We start from the raw sequence: 15,310 nt of genomic DNA on the forward strand, positions 1-15,310 counted from the left end.
ACGAAACTGACAACAATACGGAATATGTAAAAAACGCTTTTGCCAACCGCTTCGCAAAACTACTGTATTAATACCCATTATACATAAAAATTGGGAAGCTTTTTGCAAAACGCCCATTCTGCAACAGAAATAATAGCTTTTAACTTGTTTGCAACACTCATCCGGTTATACTTTGAGTTCTTATATCATTTGGATTTTTATCACTAGGCAGGCTATAGAAAATGAAAAAGGTTGTTATCGCACTTTGCGCATTATGCGCTTTTGGTTCTGTAGGCGGTATTGTTTTAGCGGGTATGAACATTTATACACGTTCAACCACACCGCTTGAGCAAGGGCAACCGCAATCCCCTTCAGCACTGCCAGCCCCCAATCAAATTCAGTAATTTTAAAATAATTTATCAGCCCAGGATGGAGATAGCTTATGTACAACGATTATTTCGTAACCCCACAATGGTTAAATTTACATCTATTTAATGATAACATCATTGTACTCGATGCATCTTCTCCGCCACCGACCGCACCTTATGATTGCCGCCAACAATATTTAGAAGAACATATTCCTAACGCTCAGTTCTTTCATCAAGATGAAATTGCAGACAAAAGCTGTGATTTACCCCATATGCTGCCAAGTGCCGATATTTTTAGCCAAGCAATTAGTGCCATGGGCATAGGTAATGACACCCAAGTTATTATTTATTCGCAGAATAACTTATTTTCATCCCCAAGAGCGTGGTGGACTTTCACGACTATGGGCTGCAAAAACGTTAAAATTTTAGCCGGTGGCATCGATGCTTGGAAAGCAGCAGGGTTTGATGTTCAGTCCGGGGAAGTTACTCCGCCAGCTGCGAAGCAATTCCATGCCACACGTAAAGACAGTAACGCACTGAATCAAGAGCAAATGCTTGATATTGTAAATCAAGGAAAAATTCAAATTATTGATGCTCGTGCAGAACCACGCTTTCTTGCTCAAGCGCCAGAACCACGTCCGGGTCTACGTATGGGGCATATTCCTGGGAGCAAAAACGTCCCATGGGATCTTCTCGTTGAAAAGGGTGAATTCAAATCACCGGAGCAACTTAAAGCTATTTTTACTAAACAAGGTGTCGATATCCATGCACCTTCAGTGATGACCTGTGGTTCAGGAATGACCGCAGCTGTGGTATTAATGGCATTAACATTATTAGGTAACCAAAACGTGCGTTTGTATGATGGTTCATGGGCCCAATGGGGGCAAGATAACGGCCTGCCAATCGAGTCGTAATCCTCTTCTTCCATAAAAATATAAGCCACTTGATATTTAAGTGGCTTATAGAATGAAGATTTACCAAGTAGAGGAAATGGTTATTTGGCAAATATCCCGGCTAAGAACAGTACGACAATCGCACCGATAACCGCGACAACAAAACTCCCAAAGTTGAAACCATCAACTTTTCCTTTACCAAAGAAAGTACTGATGTAACCACCCACAACGGCACCAACGATCCCCAGCACGGTGGTCATAATGAACCCCATGTGATAAGTACCTGGCATCAGCCACTTAGCTAAAACACCTGCAATTAGACCAAAAATAATCCAAGCAATTACACCCATCTTACGCCTCCCAGACTAGGTAATTTCACTATAATGTCAAAATGTTCTCATATAATAGTAGAGCTTTAAATAAATTAAATCGCTCTCCTACCAATTAAGTAAAGACCCTATAAGTTAATTTCGCAACTATAAAATTTTGCCAATCAACATTATTCATAACTAATTGCTCACAATTTCAGTTATCACTTGCGCAATCTGTTGGGCATTTTTTAACGACCTAACCTGAGAAAAAAGTTCATCTGCTTGATGATATTCTTTACGTAAATAGCCTAGCCATTGCTTAATCCGAGCTGCATGGTAATGGCCGGTATCCCCTTGTTTTTCAAGTTCTGTATACTTTAATAACAACCTGCCAACTTGCTCCCAAGGCATTTTAGATTCATTAAATTTGACCACACGGCTTAAGTTTGGGGTGTTTAGTGCTCCACGACCAATCATCACGGCATCACAACCTGTGATTTCAAGGCAGCGCTGTGCACTTGCATAGTCCCAAATTTCACCATTAGCAATCACTGGGATCGATAATTTACGGCGGATCTCTCCAATAGCAGACCAATTAATACTCTCTGCTTTATAACCGTCTTCTTTGGTTCTACCATGGACAGTAAGTTCTGTTGCCCCGGCCTGTTGAACCGCATCTGCAATTTCATAAGCAAATTCAGAACTGTCCCACCCCAAACGAACCTTAACCGAAATAGGTAATTCTTTTGGAACTGCTTCACGCATTGATTTCGCAGCTTGATAAATCAAATCAGGTTGCTTCAATAACGTCGCACCACCACCGTGGCCATTAACTGTTTTTGATGGACACCCGCAATTTAAATCAACCCCCCAAGATCCTAACTCGACCGCTCGGTTTGCGTTCTCTGCCAACCACTGAGGGTGTTGCCCTAATAACTGCACGCGAACTAATGTCCCTGAAGGGGTACGACTGCCATGTTTTAGTTCAGGGCATAAACGGTAAAAAGTTTTTGCCGGTAAAAGGGTATCAACCACGCGAACAAACTCTGTTATGCACAGGTCATAGTCATTAACTTCGCTTAATAGACAACGTACTAAAGGGTCTAAAACTCCTTCCATAGGAGCTAATAAAACGCGCATAAATGGCTCACAAAAAACGTAATAACACCTGCTTATCATACCGTTTATTAAATAGATGAGCAGGAAAATTCTAAGATGGGGGTGACCAGTGACAGGCTTGAAATAGTTTCACAGGTAGCTCCAGTTAATGCCATTAACATTAAAAAGAGCTACAAGCTTTATGGAAGATTAGCTGTCACTTCGCCCTTGTTTGACTTTTTTCTGGGCGTTTTTCCATGGGGAACTTGCCCCCTTCCCTGAACTAGGCTTTGACGATGGCGAATTACTGCGACGTGGTGGTTTACCTTGGTTTCTATCACCTGAACGACGTTCATTGCGTTGTGGTGTTTTTTGAATAGGCTCCGCCTTTATGGAGGGGTCGGGCTCATAGCCTTCGATCGCCATCAATGGAATAGATTTTTTCAATAATTTTTCAATATCCTTGAGTAACTTAGCCTCATCGATACATACTAAGGAAACTGCCATCCCAGTTGCTTCTGCACGACCTGTACGACCGATACGGTGAACATAGTCTTCTGCAACATTAGGAAGCTCAAAATTCACCACATAAGGAAGCTGTTCAATATCAAGGCCACGAGCTGCGATATCCGTTGCCACTAACACACGAATATCCCCAGATTTAAAATCAGCTAATGCACGAGTACGAGCCCCTTGGCTCTTGTTACCATGGATAGCAGCAGCTTTGACACCATCTTTATTTAAATGCTCAGCGAGACGGTTTGCACCATGTTTTGTACGTGTAAAAACAAGAACTTGTTGCCAGTTTTCACGGCCAATCATAAACGAAAGTAATTCCGCTTTTCGTTTTTTATCAACCAGATGAACATATTGAGTCACTTGCTCAGAAGCTGAGTTTCGCGGAGCAACCTCAATAGTTACAGGGTTATTGAGTAATTTATTCGCCAATTGTTTGATTTCGTCAGAAAACGTCGCTGAGAACAATAAGTTTTGACGTTTTTTAGGTAATTTATTAATCACCCTACGAATATCATGAATGAACCCCATATCTAACATACGGTCAGCTTCATCCAGAACAAAAACTTCGACTTGGGAAAGATCTACTGCATTTTGGTGTTCTAAATCTAATAAGCGCCCCGGAGTTGCAATTAAGATATCAACCCCGCCACGTAACTTCATCATTTGTGGGTTAATACTTACCCCACCAAAGACGACAAAAGAACGAATACGCAGGTGACGGCTATATTCTTTTACATTTTCAGCAACTTGCGCTGCAAGCTCCCTTGTTGGCGTCAAAATTAACGCACGAATAGGCTTGCGATCCTTTCCTGCTCGAGGAGTTGTAATAAGCTTCTGTAAAATTGGCAATGTAAAACCCGCTGTTTTACCTGTACCAGTTTGGGCGCTAGCTAAAAGGTCATTTCCTGCAAGCACGGCTGGGATAGCTTGTTGTTGAATAGGCGTAGGGCTTTCATAACCTAATTCATTAATGGCAAGCAAAATTTCCTCGTTTAACGCGAGGTCTGAAAAAGTAGTCAAATTAAATTACTCCGGGCTTCACCGCTTCAAATTGAATGTGGCAGTTATGGGGGAAGTGAGTCAGAAGATAAAGCGCAAACTGCCGTGCGACACTGTGTAAAATTCTAACATTATTTACAGATGATAAATATATTAATTTAGTTTGGTTAATAAATTAATATAAAATCCGACCCACATAGTATATATACTTACATTGTACTATGAGATGTCGTTTTTTACTTTTTATAAAAATGAAAAGCCATTAAGAGCTAATTAGGTGTTATTTAATTCTGAATTTTTAAAGGAATGGTTATGAATACAGGTTCATCGTCAACGTTGCGAGGAGAAAATGCGAAAATGCAATTGCTTCTCACTGCTGCTGATGTATATGGAGAACAAGGGCTTGATGGCGCTACTACACGCAAGATCGCACAGGCATCAGGGCAAAATATTGCCGCAATTTCTTATTATTTTGGCTCAAAAGAAGGTCTTTACTTAGCGGTAGCTCAGCTTATCGCAAAAACTATTCGGGACGATTTCCATGATGTTTTTCAAGCAATTGACAACTTTCTAAATCAACCTTTGTCAGTACAAGTAACTGATGATGCACTTGATTTACTACAAAAAACAGTCATTGCCTATAATCATTTTCAGTTGGAAAAGAAAAATTTAAGTTTTTCTCGGATATTAGCACGTGAACAACTCAACCCGACCGAAGCCTATACGGTAATCCATGAACAGGCTTTAGGCCCAATACATTCGCGCCTAAACCGCTTGATTGCGATTTACATTGGTGCTGACCCCAATCATTTAACAACGCTAATCCACACACACGCAATCCTTGGCGAAACACTTTCATTTCGAATTGCTCGAGAAACTTTGTTACGCCAAACGGGTTGGAAACATATCAATGAAAATGAATTTAAAATTATTAATCAAGTTCTTATTGAACATACAAATATATTATTAGCAGGCTTACGCCATCGCAAACAATATGAAAAGTGATATGATAAAATAATTAAAGTGATTCATTCACATTGATAATAACTAGAGGCTGGTGATTTTATTGCAGCTGGTGCCACATTTCTCCATTAAAAACAGCGGCCTCTAACAACAAAGTTTGTTTTCATATCGTTGATTCTTTAAGTAAGGTTAGCTATGAGCAATAAAAACCGTTCTGTTGTTGTTTTCATTATTCTCATATTAATCGGTGCTGCAATTGGTGGTTATTACTACTATCAATCACAGCAAGACAAAATATTAACACTCTACGGCAATGTTGATGTCCGAACGGTAAATCTTGGTTTTCGAGTGTCAGGTAAGCTCAAATCCCTAAGCGTTGATGAAGGTGCAAAAATTATTGCAGGCGAGCAACTTGGCCTACTGGATGATGCCCCCTACATTAACGCGTTAAATAAAGCCAAAGGGGTGCGTGACAGCGCCAAAGCCCAACTTGCTTTAAAAGAAAGTGGTTACCGTACTCAAGAGGTTGCACAAGTTGAAGCTGAAGTGGCTCAAAAACAAGCGGCTTGGCAATATGCAGATAACTTCTATAAACGTCAGCAAGGGCTTGCTGCCTCCCGCGTTATTTCAGCTAATGATTTAGATAACGCGAAGAACAATCGAAACCAAGCATTTGCCGCCCTTCAAGCGGCACAAGATAAATTAAATCAATACCAAAGCGGTTTTCGCCAAGAAGAGATAGCTGCCGCTCGAGGCGAATGGTTACAAGCCGAAGCGGCTGTCGCTCAAGCTGAACTCGACTTACAAGACACCGTTTTAACTGCACCTTCCTCTGGGACTATTTTAACCCGAGCAATCGAACCTGGCACAATCATCGGTGCAGGTAATACCGTATTTAGCGTCACTTTAACAAATCCTGTTTGGGTCAGAGCTTATGTTAGCGAACCACACCTCGGTGATGCCATCCCCGGTAGAGAAGTCTTGCTGTATACGGATAGCCGCCCAAATCAGCCTTACCATGGTACCATCGGGTTTGTTTCCCCTACCGCCGAGTTTACCCCTAAAAGCGTACAAACACCGGATTTACGAACCGATTTAGTCTATCGACTACGTATCGTCGTCAATGATGCAGATGATGCTTTACGCCAAGGTATGCCTGTAACTATTCAATTTACTGATAATAAACAGTAAGAGTTTGCTATGAGTGATGATTACAGTATCCGCCTATCCAATGTCGAGAAAACATTTGTTGGCTTGGATACTCCAGCCGTTGAAAGCTTAACAATCGATATTCATGGGGGCTCTGTAACAGGCCTTGTCGGCCCTGATGGTGCAGGAAAAACAACTTTAATGCGCATGATTGCAGGGCTATTAAAACCAGATGCAGGGAAAATTAGCGTGATGGGGCTCGACCCTATCGACGACAGCATTGCTATGCGAGCTGGTCTTGGTTATATGCCCCAAAAATTTGGTTTATATGAAGACCTGACCGTACAAGAAAATTTAAATTTGTACGCAGATTTGCGTGGCGTACTCGGCGAAGAGCGCCAAAAAACCTATCAGCAACTGCTTTCTTTCACCAGCCTAGCCCCTTTTACCAATAGGCTAGCCGGTAAATTATCGGGGGGGATGAAGCAAAAACTCGGGTTAGCCTGTACATTATTAGGAAAACCCAAGGTCCTTTTACTCGACGAACCCGGTGTTGGTGTTGACCCCATCGCTCGACGCGAACTATGGCAAATGGTTCATACTCTTGCCGATGATGGAATGCTCATTCTTTGGAGTACTTCCTATTTAGATGAAGCTCAGCAATGCAAAAATGTGCTGCTATTAAATAAAGGCAAACAGCTTTATGCAGGCAAGCCCGAGTTATTAACTGAAAAAATGGCGGGACGCTCGTTTTTACTTGATGTACCAGCCACACAAAAACGTACTGTATTACAAAACGCACTCGTATTACCAGAAACTACCGATGGTGTAATCCAAGGCCGCTATATTCGCTTAATTTTGAAGCCTAATGCATCACAGACAAATTTATTAACTGCATTAAATATGGCAGATGGAAAACTCATTGAAGCACAGCCACGTTTTGAAGATGCGTTTATTGACTTATTAGGCGGGGGCCCATCTCATCGTTCGGAATTAGCCGCTATCGTACCGCAAATTCCACCTAATCCTGAAGAAACCGTCATAGAAGCGCGTAATTTAACCAAAAAATTTGGCCAATTTGCGGCAACTGATACCGTAAATTTCCAAGTTAAACGAGGAGAAATTTTTGGTTTATTGGGGCCAAATGGTGCGGGAAAATCGACAACTTTTAAAATGATGTGTGCGTTAATGAAGCCAACAGATGGGCAAGCACTCGTTCTTGGAATGGATTTAAAAACGAGTTCAAACAAAGTCAGGCAGCACCTTGGCTATATGGCACAAAAGTTCTCGCTGTACGGTAACCTAAAAGTGGGGCAAAACCTGAAATTCTTTTCGGGTGTTTATGGTTTACATCATCAACAACAAACCAAAAAAATCCAAGAAATGGTTGAGGCCTTTAATTTCAAACCGATTATCAATCAGGTGACTGAATCCCTCCCTCTGGGGTATAAGCAGCGTTTAGCCCTCGCCTGCTCATTAATGCATGAGCCTAATATCTTATTTTTAGATGAGCCAACCTCAGGTGTTGACCCACTAACTCGTAGAGAATTTTGGTTACATATCAATGGAATGGTTGATAAAGGCGTTACCGTTATGGTCACGACGCACTTTATGGATGAGGCGGAATATTGTGACCGTATCGGGCTGGTTTACCATGGAAAAATTATTGCGGCAGGAACCCCTGATGAACTGAAACAGCAAGTCGCAAGTGCTGAAAACCCTGACCCATCCATGGAAGATGCATTCATCGAGCTAATCATGAATTATGATAAGCAACAGGAGGCACTATGACTCACACCGCTTCTCATTTTTCATGGCGTAGGCTTAAAGCACTATGCTGGAAAGAAAGTAAACAAATTGTGCGGGATCCTAGCAGCGCTCTTATAGCTGTGCTTATTCCATTGATGTTACTATTTATTTTTGGTTATGGTATCAATTTAGACTCAAGTAAATTACGTGTCGGTATTTTACTTGAGCAACAAAGTTCGCAAGCACGTGAATTGGTTGATACCTTCACGGGCTCACCATTTATTGATGCCACCATTAGTAATAACCGCCATTTATTAATCGATAAAATGCAAGTAGGAGAAATTCGCGGCATTATCGTCATCCCAGTGAATTTCGCAGCCGAATTGTTGAAAAAACAAGGCAATGCTGCAATTCAAGTCATTACTGATGGTAGCGAACCAAATACCGCTAACTTTGTACAAGCTTATACTCAAGGCGTGTGGCAAACGTGGCTAATTCAACAAGGGGAAAATAAAGGCTACCCAACAGCCCCACTAATTGAACTCAATATGCGCTATTGGTTTAATGAAGCGGCAATTAGTCAGCATTTTATTATTCCAGGAGCAATTAGCATCATTATTACCGTAGTTGGTGCTATTTTGACCTCTTTAGTTATTGCAAGAGAATGGGAACGTGGCACGATGGAAGCATTGCTTTCAACCCAAATCACTAAAACTGAGTTATTACTTTCAAAATTATTGCCTTACCAAGTGCTTGGTACTTTTGTGATGGTATTATGCATGTTTGTCACCACTTTTGTCTTAGGAGTACCTTATCGCGGCTCTCTATTAGTATTATTTGTCATTACCAGTCTTTATTTGGCAACGGCATTAGGGATGGGGTTATTGATTTCAACAATTACTCGTAACCAATTTAATGCAGCGATGGTTGCTCTGAATGCCGCCTTCTTACCTGCTATTATGTTATCTGGCTTTATTTTTGAAATTGATAGTATGCCAGCCATTATTCAAGCTGTGACTTATTTTATCCCTGCCCGGTACTTTGTCAGCAGTTTACAAACTCTCTTTCTTGCAGGTGATATCTATATTGTTTTATTGATAGATTTCCTGCTACTCATCGCTTCTGCAATACTATTTATTGGACTGACGGCGCTAAAAACTCGCCGTCGTTTGGATTGAGGTGAAGTTATGTTTTATCGCCTATACACCTTAATTATGAAAGAGCTTCAATCATTACTTCAAGAACCACAAACACGGGCTATTTTGATTTTACCCGTGATATTTCAGATGATTTTATTTCCTCTGGCTGCCACTCTTGAGGTCACTAACACCACCATTGCAATTTTTGACCAAGACAGTGGTGAACATTCTATCGAGTTGACTCAACGTCTCGCCAAAGCCAGTGCGTTTTCTCAAGTTTTATTATTGAAGAATGAACATGAAATTCGTGAAACGCTTGATAACCGTAAGGCTCTGCTGGTTGTCCGTTTTGGGCAAAACTTTAGTGCTGATATTGCAAGCCACCATAACGCTAATATGCTGTTACTCCTTGATGGACGTAATTCAAATAGTGCGCAAATTGCAGCAAATTATGTTGCACAAATTGTCACTCAATACCAACATGAGCTAACGCAATCACAGACTCTGCCGAACAACAGTGAATTAATCGTTCGTAATTGGTACAACCCCAATTTAGATTATAAATGGTTTATTGTGCCTTCATTAGTAGCTTTAATAACTACGATCGGGGTACTGATTGTGACATCTCTTTCTATCGCAAGGGAAAGAGAACAAGGCACCCTGGACCAATTGCTCGTTTCTCCCCTTACCACTTGGCAAATATTTATTGGTAAGGCGGTGCCTGCATTGATAGTAGCGACTGCACAGGCAAGTTTGGTCCTAGTTATTGGGATCTTTTGCTATCAAATTCCTTTTGCTGGCTCCCTACTCCTCTTTTATGCCACGATGTTATTCTATGGGTTGTCCTTGGTAGGGTTTGGTTTACTTATTTCAGCACTGTGTTCAACTCAGCAACAAGCGTTCATTGGGGTATTTGTATTTATGATGCCAGCAGTGCTGCTATCAGGTTATATTTCCCCAGTCGAAAACATGCCAATTTGGCTACAACAAATCACTTGGATTAACCCAATTCGTCATTTCACTGAAATCACCAAACAGATATACCTAAAAAATGCTGATTTTTCAGTTATCTTCCATAGTTTATGGCCATTATTCATCATTGCGATAATCACCAGTTCAGTGGCCTATTACTTATTTAGGAAGAAAATAGCGTGATCAAAAAAAATAATATTACACTTTGAAAATACAATTAAAAGCATTAGAACTATCATTAACGCCTTGAATCACAAACAAGTTAATAATATTCAAATCATATTTTACGATAGTATTTAGATCAAAAAACCCTTGTTACCAAAGTAACAAGGGTTTTCAATTTTAACGACTTCTATCCCCTCATTTCACTGAGTAATGAGGAAAGCCACTCAAATTAGCGACGGTCACCAAAGATACGCAGCAACATTAAGAACAGGTTAATGAAGTCTAAATACAGAGATAATGCACCCATAATAGAGTATTTACGCATTGTTTCTCTGTCGTCTTCATCAATTTGTGAACCCATTTCTTTCAGTTTTTGAGTGTCATAAGCAGTTAAAGCAGCAAACAGTAAAACACCACCGTAAGTGATCACCCAATACATCATGGTGCTTTGCAGCCAGATGTTAACCAAAGAAGCGACAACAATACCAATCAGCGCCATAAACAGGAAGTTACCCATACCTGTTAAGCTACGTTTAGTGGTATAGCCGTAGAAACTTAATGCACCAAACATTACCGCAGTAATGACAAATGTGCCCGCAACGGACTCACCAGTATATGCGGCAAGAATAACTGAAATCGTTAAGCCGGTGAGCAATGAATAGAGCATAAACATGCCCGTTGCTGCCATGCCACTAATTTTTTGCAGCAGGAATGAAATGCCCATCACTAAACCAAGTTCAGCAATAATCATTCCAAAAAAGAGAATCTTATTGGTTGCAATGGTGTAGTACAAACCACTGCTTACAGAATACCATGCCACAAAAGCTGTCAGCAGTAGACCGACTGTCATCCAGCCGTATACTTGCGACATAAATGCCTGAACGCCAGTATTGGCACCCTGGACAAGAGAATCATTACGTTGATCAAACTGACCCATGATGGTTACCCTTTCGCTAAAAGAAAAATCGACCCAGTAAAAATACTGCAATCGGAGAAATTAACCAAAGTCTAACACATTCTTTTGACAATACCATTCAGCAAATTCGTATTTTTTAGCGGAAAAAATGCGATTACCAGCGGTTTGCAGACGCCTCGTCGGTTTCTTTCGCTTCCACCCAACGTTCATTTTCAGGTAAGGTTTCTTTTTTCCAAAATGGGGCTTTGGTCTTTAAGTAATCCATAATAAATTCAGCCGCTTGAAATGCAGCATTACGATGAGCACTTGTGACCCCAACAAAAACAATTTCTTCGCCGGGTTGTAAGGTGCCAATGCGGTGGATCACACTAACTCTCTGCAATGGCCAACGCTCTTTTGCTTCTATGACTATATTCGCTAACGCTTTTTCAGTCATTCCTGGGTAGTGTTCGAGTGTTAATGCCGCAACGCTGTCACCTAAATTATGGTTACGCACTTTCCCCGTAAAAGTCACCACTGCGCCATCACTATCACACTGTGCAAGCCATTGATATTGCTCACCAACACTAAAATTTTCAGTTTGTACTGCAATATGGGTGTTTTCCATATTACCCCCCAGTGACAGGTGGGAAAAATGCCACTTCGTCCCCTTCTGAGAGAGGGTGGTCTAGTGAAACAAATGATTGATTAACAGCGGCAAGTAATTTGCCATCTTCAAGTGCCAACGCCCAACGATCCCCTTTTTGTGAAAGTGCTTGGCGCAAGTCTTCCACTTTTTGGTACGAGTCTGTAAGTTCTAAACGTTCCGTTCCAACTAGCTCACGTACCTGAGCAAAAAATAATACTGTGATCATTATTCCACCTTAAAATGTCCAGATTTGCCGCCTGTTTTCTCTAATAAACGAACAGGGCCAATCACCATATCTTTTTGCACGGCTTTACACATGTCATAAATCGTTAACGCAGCAACGGATGCGGCTGTTAACGCTTCCATTTCTACCCCTGTTTTCCCTGTTAACCGGCAACAAGTTTCAATACGGACGCGGTTATGTTCAGGTTCCGCTTTCAAGGTCACTTCAACTTTGGTTAACAACAATGGGTGGCATAATGGGATAAGCTGCCAAGTGTTTTTTGCCGCTTGAATACCCGCAATACGTGCCGTGGCGAACACATCCCCTTTATGATGGCTACCATCGACAATCATCGTTAAGGTTGCTGGGTTCATGGTGACATAAGCTTCTGCGCGAGCTTCACGGATAGTTTCAGCTTTGGCTGAAACATCAACCATATGCGCCTCGCCCGACGCATTGAGGTGAGTCAGTTGGGACATATTTTCTCCTGAAATAAAAAAGAGTTAACCGCCGATTACGGATAAATTTGGTGTAATTCCGCTATCGCCCATATGCAGAAAATGGGTTTCTCGTTTATGGTGTAAGCCCCGTTGAATACGCGCTTTTAACGCTTCGTTTTGGTCATCTGCGCCCAATAAATCACGAAGTGGAATACCATTTTCACCAAATAAACATAAATGGAGATTTCCTAGTGAGGAAACACGTAAGCGGTTACAGCTTTGGCAAAAATCTTTTTCGTAAGGCATGATAAGCCCAATTTCGCCTTGGTAATCTGGATGACTAAAGACTTGAGCTGGCCCATCACTACGAGAACGAGGAAGCATATACCAGCCTTCTTCGATTAAACGTTCGCGAATAGTTTCGCCTGAAATATGAAAGCGTTGGAAGATATCACTTCCATCACCGGTTTCCATGAGTTCAATAAAACGTAATTGAATTGGTCGGTGCTTGATCCAATTTAGGAATGACTTCAACGCAATATCATTGACATTTTTCATGAGCACTGCATTGACTTTTACTTTTTCGAAGCCTGCTTCAAAGGCGGCATCAATGCCTTTCATCACCTGAAAGAATTTATCTTGCCCTGTGATGGCCGCAAATTGGCGTGGATCTAAGCTGTCAACGCTCACATTGATCGCGTTCAACCCTGCGGCTTTCCATTCATGCACATCTCGCGCCATACGGTAGCCGTTGGTTGTTACGGCTATTTTTTTGATTGATTCATTTTCATTGATGGCAGCAATAATATCACTGAAATCTTTGCGCATAGTCGGCTCACCGCCCGTAATACGCACTTTTTCTGTGCCTAATTCTGCAAATGCCGTACTGATACGACGAATTTCATCTAATGTTAAGAATTCATGGCGACCGCTTGGCTTGTAGCCATCGGGTAGGCAGTATGTGCAACGAAAGTTGCAAACATCTGTTATAGAAAGCCGAAGATAATAAAATTTCCGGTCAAATTGATCGACAAGTTGCTGCATAATCACACCTTTCCAAGTACGGGAGATGCAGACATTTCTATCTTGCACCCTGGTGGCTCTAGGCCACGGCCAGTGCATCATATTCAGTCGTTCAAACTTAGACGCAAAGGCTAGGAGTTTTATTTGGAACCGAGTCACTGATTTTAAACTGTAAAATGCGTCACTCTGTTCACTTAATTTATGTAAGGATTCTAGCCGATAGAAATTGAAAAAGCGAATTGCAATTCGATATATATCATTATATACAACGACTTACAAAAGACATAGTTGAATCACCGAAGCTATTATTATCAATGACAATTTTCCATTTTGAGTGGTTTCAAACCGTATAATTTCATACTAATTGATTAACATCTCTAACTATTTAATTAAACATTTATTGATATAGATCTAAAAAGGGAAGCAAGCTCCCCATCTAATTGTTTACGTTATAAATATCAGCACTTAACGCTTATCAAAACCGATATTTCAAATTGAATAATTGGCATATCAATTAAAATAAACAGTGAAGCACAGAATTCATTAACCAAAACTCTAAATAATTTGCGTTGTAAGTTGTGATTAGGCGACAGATGAGGATACCTTGGAAGTACACACCAATACAGAATCGTCTCTTTTATTGTTTTTTGTCACGGTACTTAAGCTAAGAATGATGTTTTATGGTAGATTAACGCCCAATTTATTTTAGTCGCCATAAAACGGGCTTTAGCATAAAAAACGTATTTCGTAACTCGCTGGTTTACTTGCTTTTATAAGTACTGAAAATTAACTGATATAGGAACACTATGCCGAATTGTAGTCTGGCGGATCTCAAACATGTTGTCGCTCTAGGTGGCGGCCATGGGCTTGGTCGCGTGATGTCTTCACTTTCTTCTTTAGGTTCTCGTTTAACGGGTATTGTCACCACAACCGACAATGGGGGCTCGACTGGTCGTATTCGTCGCTCTGAAGGCGGGATCGCTTGGGGAGATATGCGTAACTGTTTAAATCAGCTAATTACTGAACCATCCATTGCTTCTGCGATGTTTGAATACCGTTTCAACGGTAATGGTGAACTTTCAGGCCATAATTTAGGTAATTTAATGTTAAAATCATTAGACCACCTAAGTGTTCGTCCGTTAGAAGCCATAAATCTTATCCGTAATATGCTAAAAGTTGATGCGCAGTTGATCCCGATGTCGGAATCCCCTGTTGATTTAATGGCTATCGATGAAATGGGTAATGAAGTGTACGGTGAGGTGAATGTTGATGCCTTACATGAAATCCCACAAGAGTTACGTTTGTATCCAACAGTCAAGGCAACTAAAGAAGCCTTGCAGGCTATCCACCAAGCAGACTTAATTATTATCGGCCCTGGCAGTTTTTTTACTAGTTTAATGCCATTATTACTTTTGGATGAAATTGCGGCTGCACTACGCGAATGTAAAGCCCCGATGATTTATATTGGCAATTTAGCGAAAGAAATTAGCTCCCCTGCTGCAAACCTGTCTTTACCTGACAAACTAAAAATGATGGAACAGTATATTGGCTGCCAAAAAATTGATGCGTTAATCCTTGGCCCACGCACACAAACCAATAATATCAGCCCTGACCGCAAAATAATCCAACGGGTACTCGAAGCTGACGATATTCCATATCGCCATGATAGAAAGCTGTTACTACAAGCCATCGAAGAAACCATCAACTTGCTATAATTTTTCCTATTCCGCTGCTGAATACCCGCAGCGGAAAACCTTCCCTAAAATTAGCCCTTTG

General features: G+C 41.0%; 16 protein-coding genes and 1 riboswitch. Of the genes, 8 read left to right on the forward strand and 8 right to left on the reverse strand.

Annotation, left to right across the window (positions count from 1 at the left end):
* Positions 1–221 precede the first annotated feature (221 nt).
* Both P3L44_RS14990 and sseA read left to right on the forward strand, forming a co-directional pair.
* The gene (locus P3L44_RS14990) at positions 222–383 is read left to right on the forward strand and encodes a hypothetical protein (protein WP_004256593.1); all 162 of its coding nucleotides are present in this window, start codon (positions 222–224) and stop codon (positions 381–383) included.
* A 38-nt stretch (positions 384–421) separates the two neighbouring features.
* Entirely contained in the window at positions 422–1,261 is an 840-nt protein-coding gene (gene sseA, locus P3L44_RS14995; RefSeq protein WP_272661718.1) for a 3-mercaptopyruvate sulfurtransferase, read from the forward strand.
* An 80-nt stretch (positions 1,262–1,341) separates the two neighbouring features.
* Here the strand turns inward: sseA and P3L44_RS15000 are convergent, their stop codons facing one another.
* From P3L44_RS15000 to rhlE, 3 genes are all read right to left on the reverse strand, one after another.
* A complete protein-coding gene (locus P3L44_RS15000) occupies positions 1,342–1,590 on the reverse strand; it encodes a GlsB/YeaQ/YmgE family stress response membrane protein (protein ID WP_004256598.1) in 249 nt (82 codons plus the stop codon).
* Between the two features lie 159 nt (positions 1,591–1,749).
* On the reverse strand, positions 1,750–2,691 hold the full coding sequence (gene dusC / locus P3L44_RS15005) for a tRNA dihydrouridine(16) synthase DusC (protein ID WP_096864122.1): 942 nt from the start codon (positions 2,689–2,691) through the stop codon (positions 1,750–1,752).
* A 168-nt stretch (positions 2,692–2,859) separates the two neighbouring features.
* Complete coding sequence (gene rhlE / locus P3L44_RS15010) at positions 2,860–4,188, reverse strand: ATP-dependent RNA helicase RhlE (protein ID WP_110591365.1); 1,329 nt, start codon at positions 4,186–4,188, stop codon at positions 2,860–2,862.
* Positions 4,189–4,473: 285 nt separating this feature from the next.
* Here rhlE and cecR point away from each other — a divergent pair, with 285 nt between their 5' ends.
* The 5 genes from cecR to P3L44_RS15035 all read left to right on the forward strand — a co-directional run bounded on the left by cecR (position 4,474) and on the right by P3L44_RS15035 (position 10,322).
* Complete coding sequence (gene cecR, locus P3L44_RS15015; protein ID WP_004256610.1) at positions 4,474–5,172, forward strand: transcriptional regulator CecR; 699 nt, start codon at positions 4,474–4,476, stop codon at positions 5,170–5,172.
* Between the two features lie 153 nt (positions 5,173–5,325).
* Positions 5,326–6,321 carry a secretion protein HlyD gene (gene hlyD, locus P3L44_RS15020; RefSeq protein ID WP_136135082.1) on the forward strand — a complete coding sequence of 332 codons (996 nt, stop codon included), beginning with the start codon at positions 5,326–5,328 and terminating at the stop codon, positions 6,319–6,321.
* Positions 6,322–6,330: 9 nt separating this feature from the next.
* Positions 6,331–8,070: an ATP-binding cassette domain-containing protein gene (locus tag P3L44_RS15025; protein ID WP_272661717.1), complete on the forward strand. Its 1,740-nt coding sequence runs from the start codon at positions 6,331–6,333 to the stop codon at positions 8,068–8,070.
* Positions 8,067–9,206, forward strand: a complete 1,140-nt coding sequence (locus tag P3L44_RS15030) for an ABC transporter permease (RefSeq protein ID WP_272661716.1) — start codon at positions 8,067–8,069, stop codon at positions 9,204–9,206. The genes P3L44_RS15025 and P3L44_RS15030 overlap by 4 nt, the downstream gene beginning before the upstream one ends.
* Before the next feature lie 9 nt (positions 9,207–9,215).
* Positions 9,216–10,322, forward strand: a complete 1,107-nt coding sequence (locus P3L44_RS15035) for an ABC transporter permease (RefSeq protein WP_094962425.1) — start codon at positions 9,216–9,218, stop codon at positions 10,320–10,322.
* A gap of 211 nt (positions 10,323–10,533) precedes the next feature.
* Here the strand turns inward: P3L44_RS15035 and P3L44_RS15040 are convergent, their stop codons facing one another.
* The 5 genes from P3L44_RS15040 to moaA all read right to left on the reverse strand — a co-directional run bounded on the left by P3L44_RS15040 (position 10,534) and on the right by moaA (position 13,555).
* On the reverse strand, positions 10,534–11,241 hold the full coding sequence (locus tag P3L44_RS15040) for a Bax inhibitor-1/YccA family protein (RefSeq protein WP_004256664.1): 708 nt from the start codon (positions 11,239–11,241) through the stop codon (positions 10,534–10,536).
* 133 nt (positions 11,242–11,374) lie between these two features.
* Positions 11,375–11,827, reverse strand: a complete 453-nt coding sequence (gene moaE, locus P3L44_RS15045; protein WP_004256668.1) for a molybdopterin synthase catalytic subunit MoaE — start codon at positions 11,825–11,827, stop codon at positions 11,375–11,377.
* Position 11,828: 1 nt separating this feature from the next.
* Entirely contained in the window at positions 11,829–12,074 is a 246-nt protein-coding gene (moaD, locus tag P3L44_RS15050) for a molybdopterin synthase sulfur carrier subunit (RefSeq protein WP_004256672.1), read from the reverse strand.
* Entirely contained in the window at positions 12,074–12,550 is a 477-nt protein-coding gene (gene moaC / locus P3L44_RS15055) for a cyclic pyranopterin monophosphate synthase MoaC (protein ID WP_140170859.1), read from the reverse strand. The genes moaD and moaC overlap by 1 nt, the downstream gene beginning before the upstream one ends.
* Positions 12,551–12,574: 24 nt before the next feature.
* Entirely contained in the window at positions 12,575–13,555 is a 981-nt protein-coding gene (gene moaA, locus P3L44_RS15060; RefSeq protein WP_094962423.1) for a GTP 3',8-cyclase MoaA, read from the reverse strand.
* Positions 13,545–13,684, reverse strand: a riboswitch (molybdenum cofactor riboswitch). Its footprint overlaps the gene before it by 11 nt.
* Positions 13,685–14,340: 656 nt before the next feature.
* On the opposite strand from moaA, the gene P3L44_RS15065 reads away from it, so the two are divergent.
* Positions 14,341–15,249: a uridine diphosphate-N-acetylglucosamine-binding protein YvcK gene (locus tag P3L44_RS15065; protein ID WP_272661715.1), complete on the forward strand. Its 909-nt coding sequence runs from the start codon at positions 14,341–14,343 to the stop codon at positions 15,247–15,249.
* Positions 15,250–15,310: the final 61 nt, after the last annotated feature.

The organism is Providencia sp. PROV175, from assembly GCF_032707045.1.
Classification (GTDB): Bacteria; Pseudomonadota; Gammaproteobacteria; order Enterobacterales; family Enterobacteriaceae; genus Providencia; species Providencia hangzhouensis.

Coding starts and splice junctions, on each gene's coding strand:
- moaD (WP_004256672.1), bottom strand. CDS start 12,074: ATGATCACAGTATTATTTTTTGCTCAGGTACGTGAGCTAGTTGGAACG.
- P3L44_RS15040 (WP_004256664.1), bottom strand. CDS start 11,241: ATGGGTCAGTTTGATCAACGTAATGATTCTCTTGTCCAGGGTGCCAAT.
- cecR (WP_004256610.1), top strand. CDS start 4,474: ATGGTTATGAATACAGGTTCATCGTCAACGTTGCGAGGAGAAAATGCG.
- P3L44_RS15030 (WP_272661716.1), top strand. CDS start 8,067: ATGACTCACACCGCTTCTCATTTTTCATGGCGTAGGCTTAAAGCACTA.
- moaA (WP_094962423.1), bottom strand. CDS start 13,555: ATGCAGCAACTTGTCGATCAATTTGACCGGAAATTTTATTATCTTCGG.
- sseA (WP_272661718.1), top strand. CDS start 422: ATGTACAACGATTATTTCGTAACCCCACAATGGTTAAATTTACATCTA.
- moaC (WP_140170859.1), bottom strand. CDS start 12,550: ATGTCCCAACTGACTCACCTCAATGCGTCGGGCGAGGCGCATATGGTT.
- P3L44_RS15025 (WP_272661717.1), top strand. CDS start 6,331: ATGAGTGATGATTACAGTATCCGCCTATCCAATGTCGAGAAAACATTT.
- P3L44_RS14990 (WP_004256593.1), top strand. CDS start 222: ATGAAAAAGGTTGTTATCGCACTTTGCGCATTATGCGCTTTTGGTTCT.
- hlyD (WP_136135082.1), top strand. CDS start 5,326: ATGAGCAATAAAAACCGTTCTGTTGTTGTTTTCATTATTCTCATATTA.
- P3L44_RS15065 (WP_272661715.1), top strand. CDS start 14,341: ATGCCGAATTGTAGTCTGGCGGATCTCAAACATGTTGTCGCTCTAGGT.
- moaE (WP_004256668.1), bottom strand. CDS start 11,827: ATGGAAAACACCCATATTGCAGTACAAACTGAAAATTTTAGTGTTGGT.
- P3L44_RS15035 (WP_094962425.1), top strand. CDS start 9,216: ATGTTTTATCGCCTATACACCTTAATTATGAAAGAGCTTCAATCATTA.
- dusC (WP_096864122.1), bottom strand. CDS start 2,691: ATGCGCGTTTTATTAGCTCCTATGGAAGGAGTTTTAGACCCTTTAGTA.
- P3L44_RS15000 (WP_004256598.1), bottom strand. CDS start 1,590: ATGGGTGTAATTGCTTGGATTATTTTTGGTCTAATTGCAGGTGTTTTA.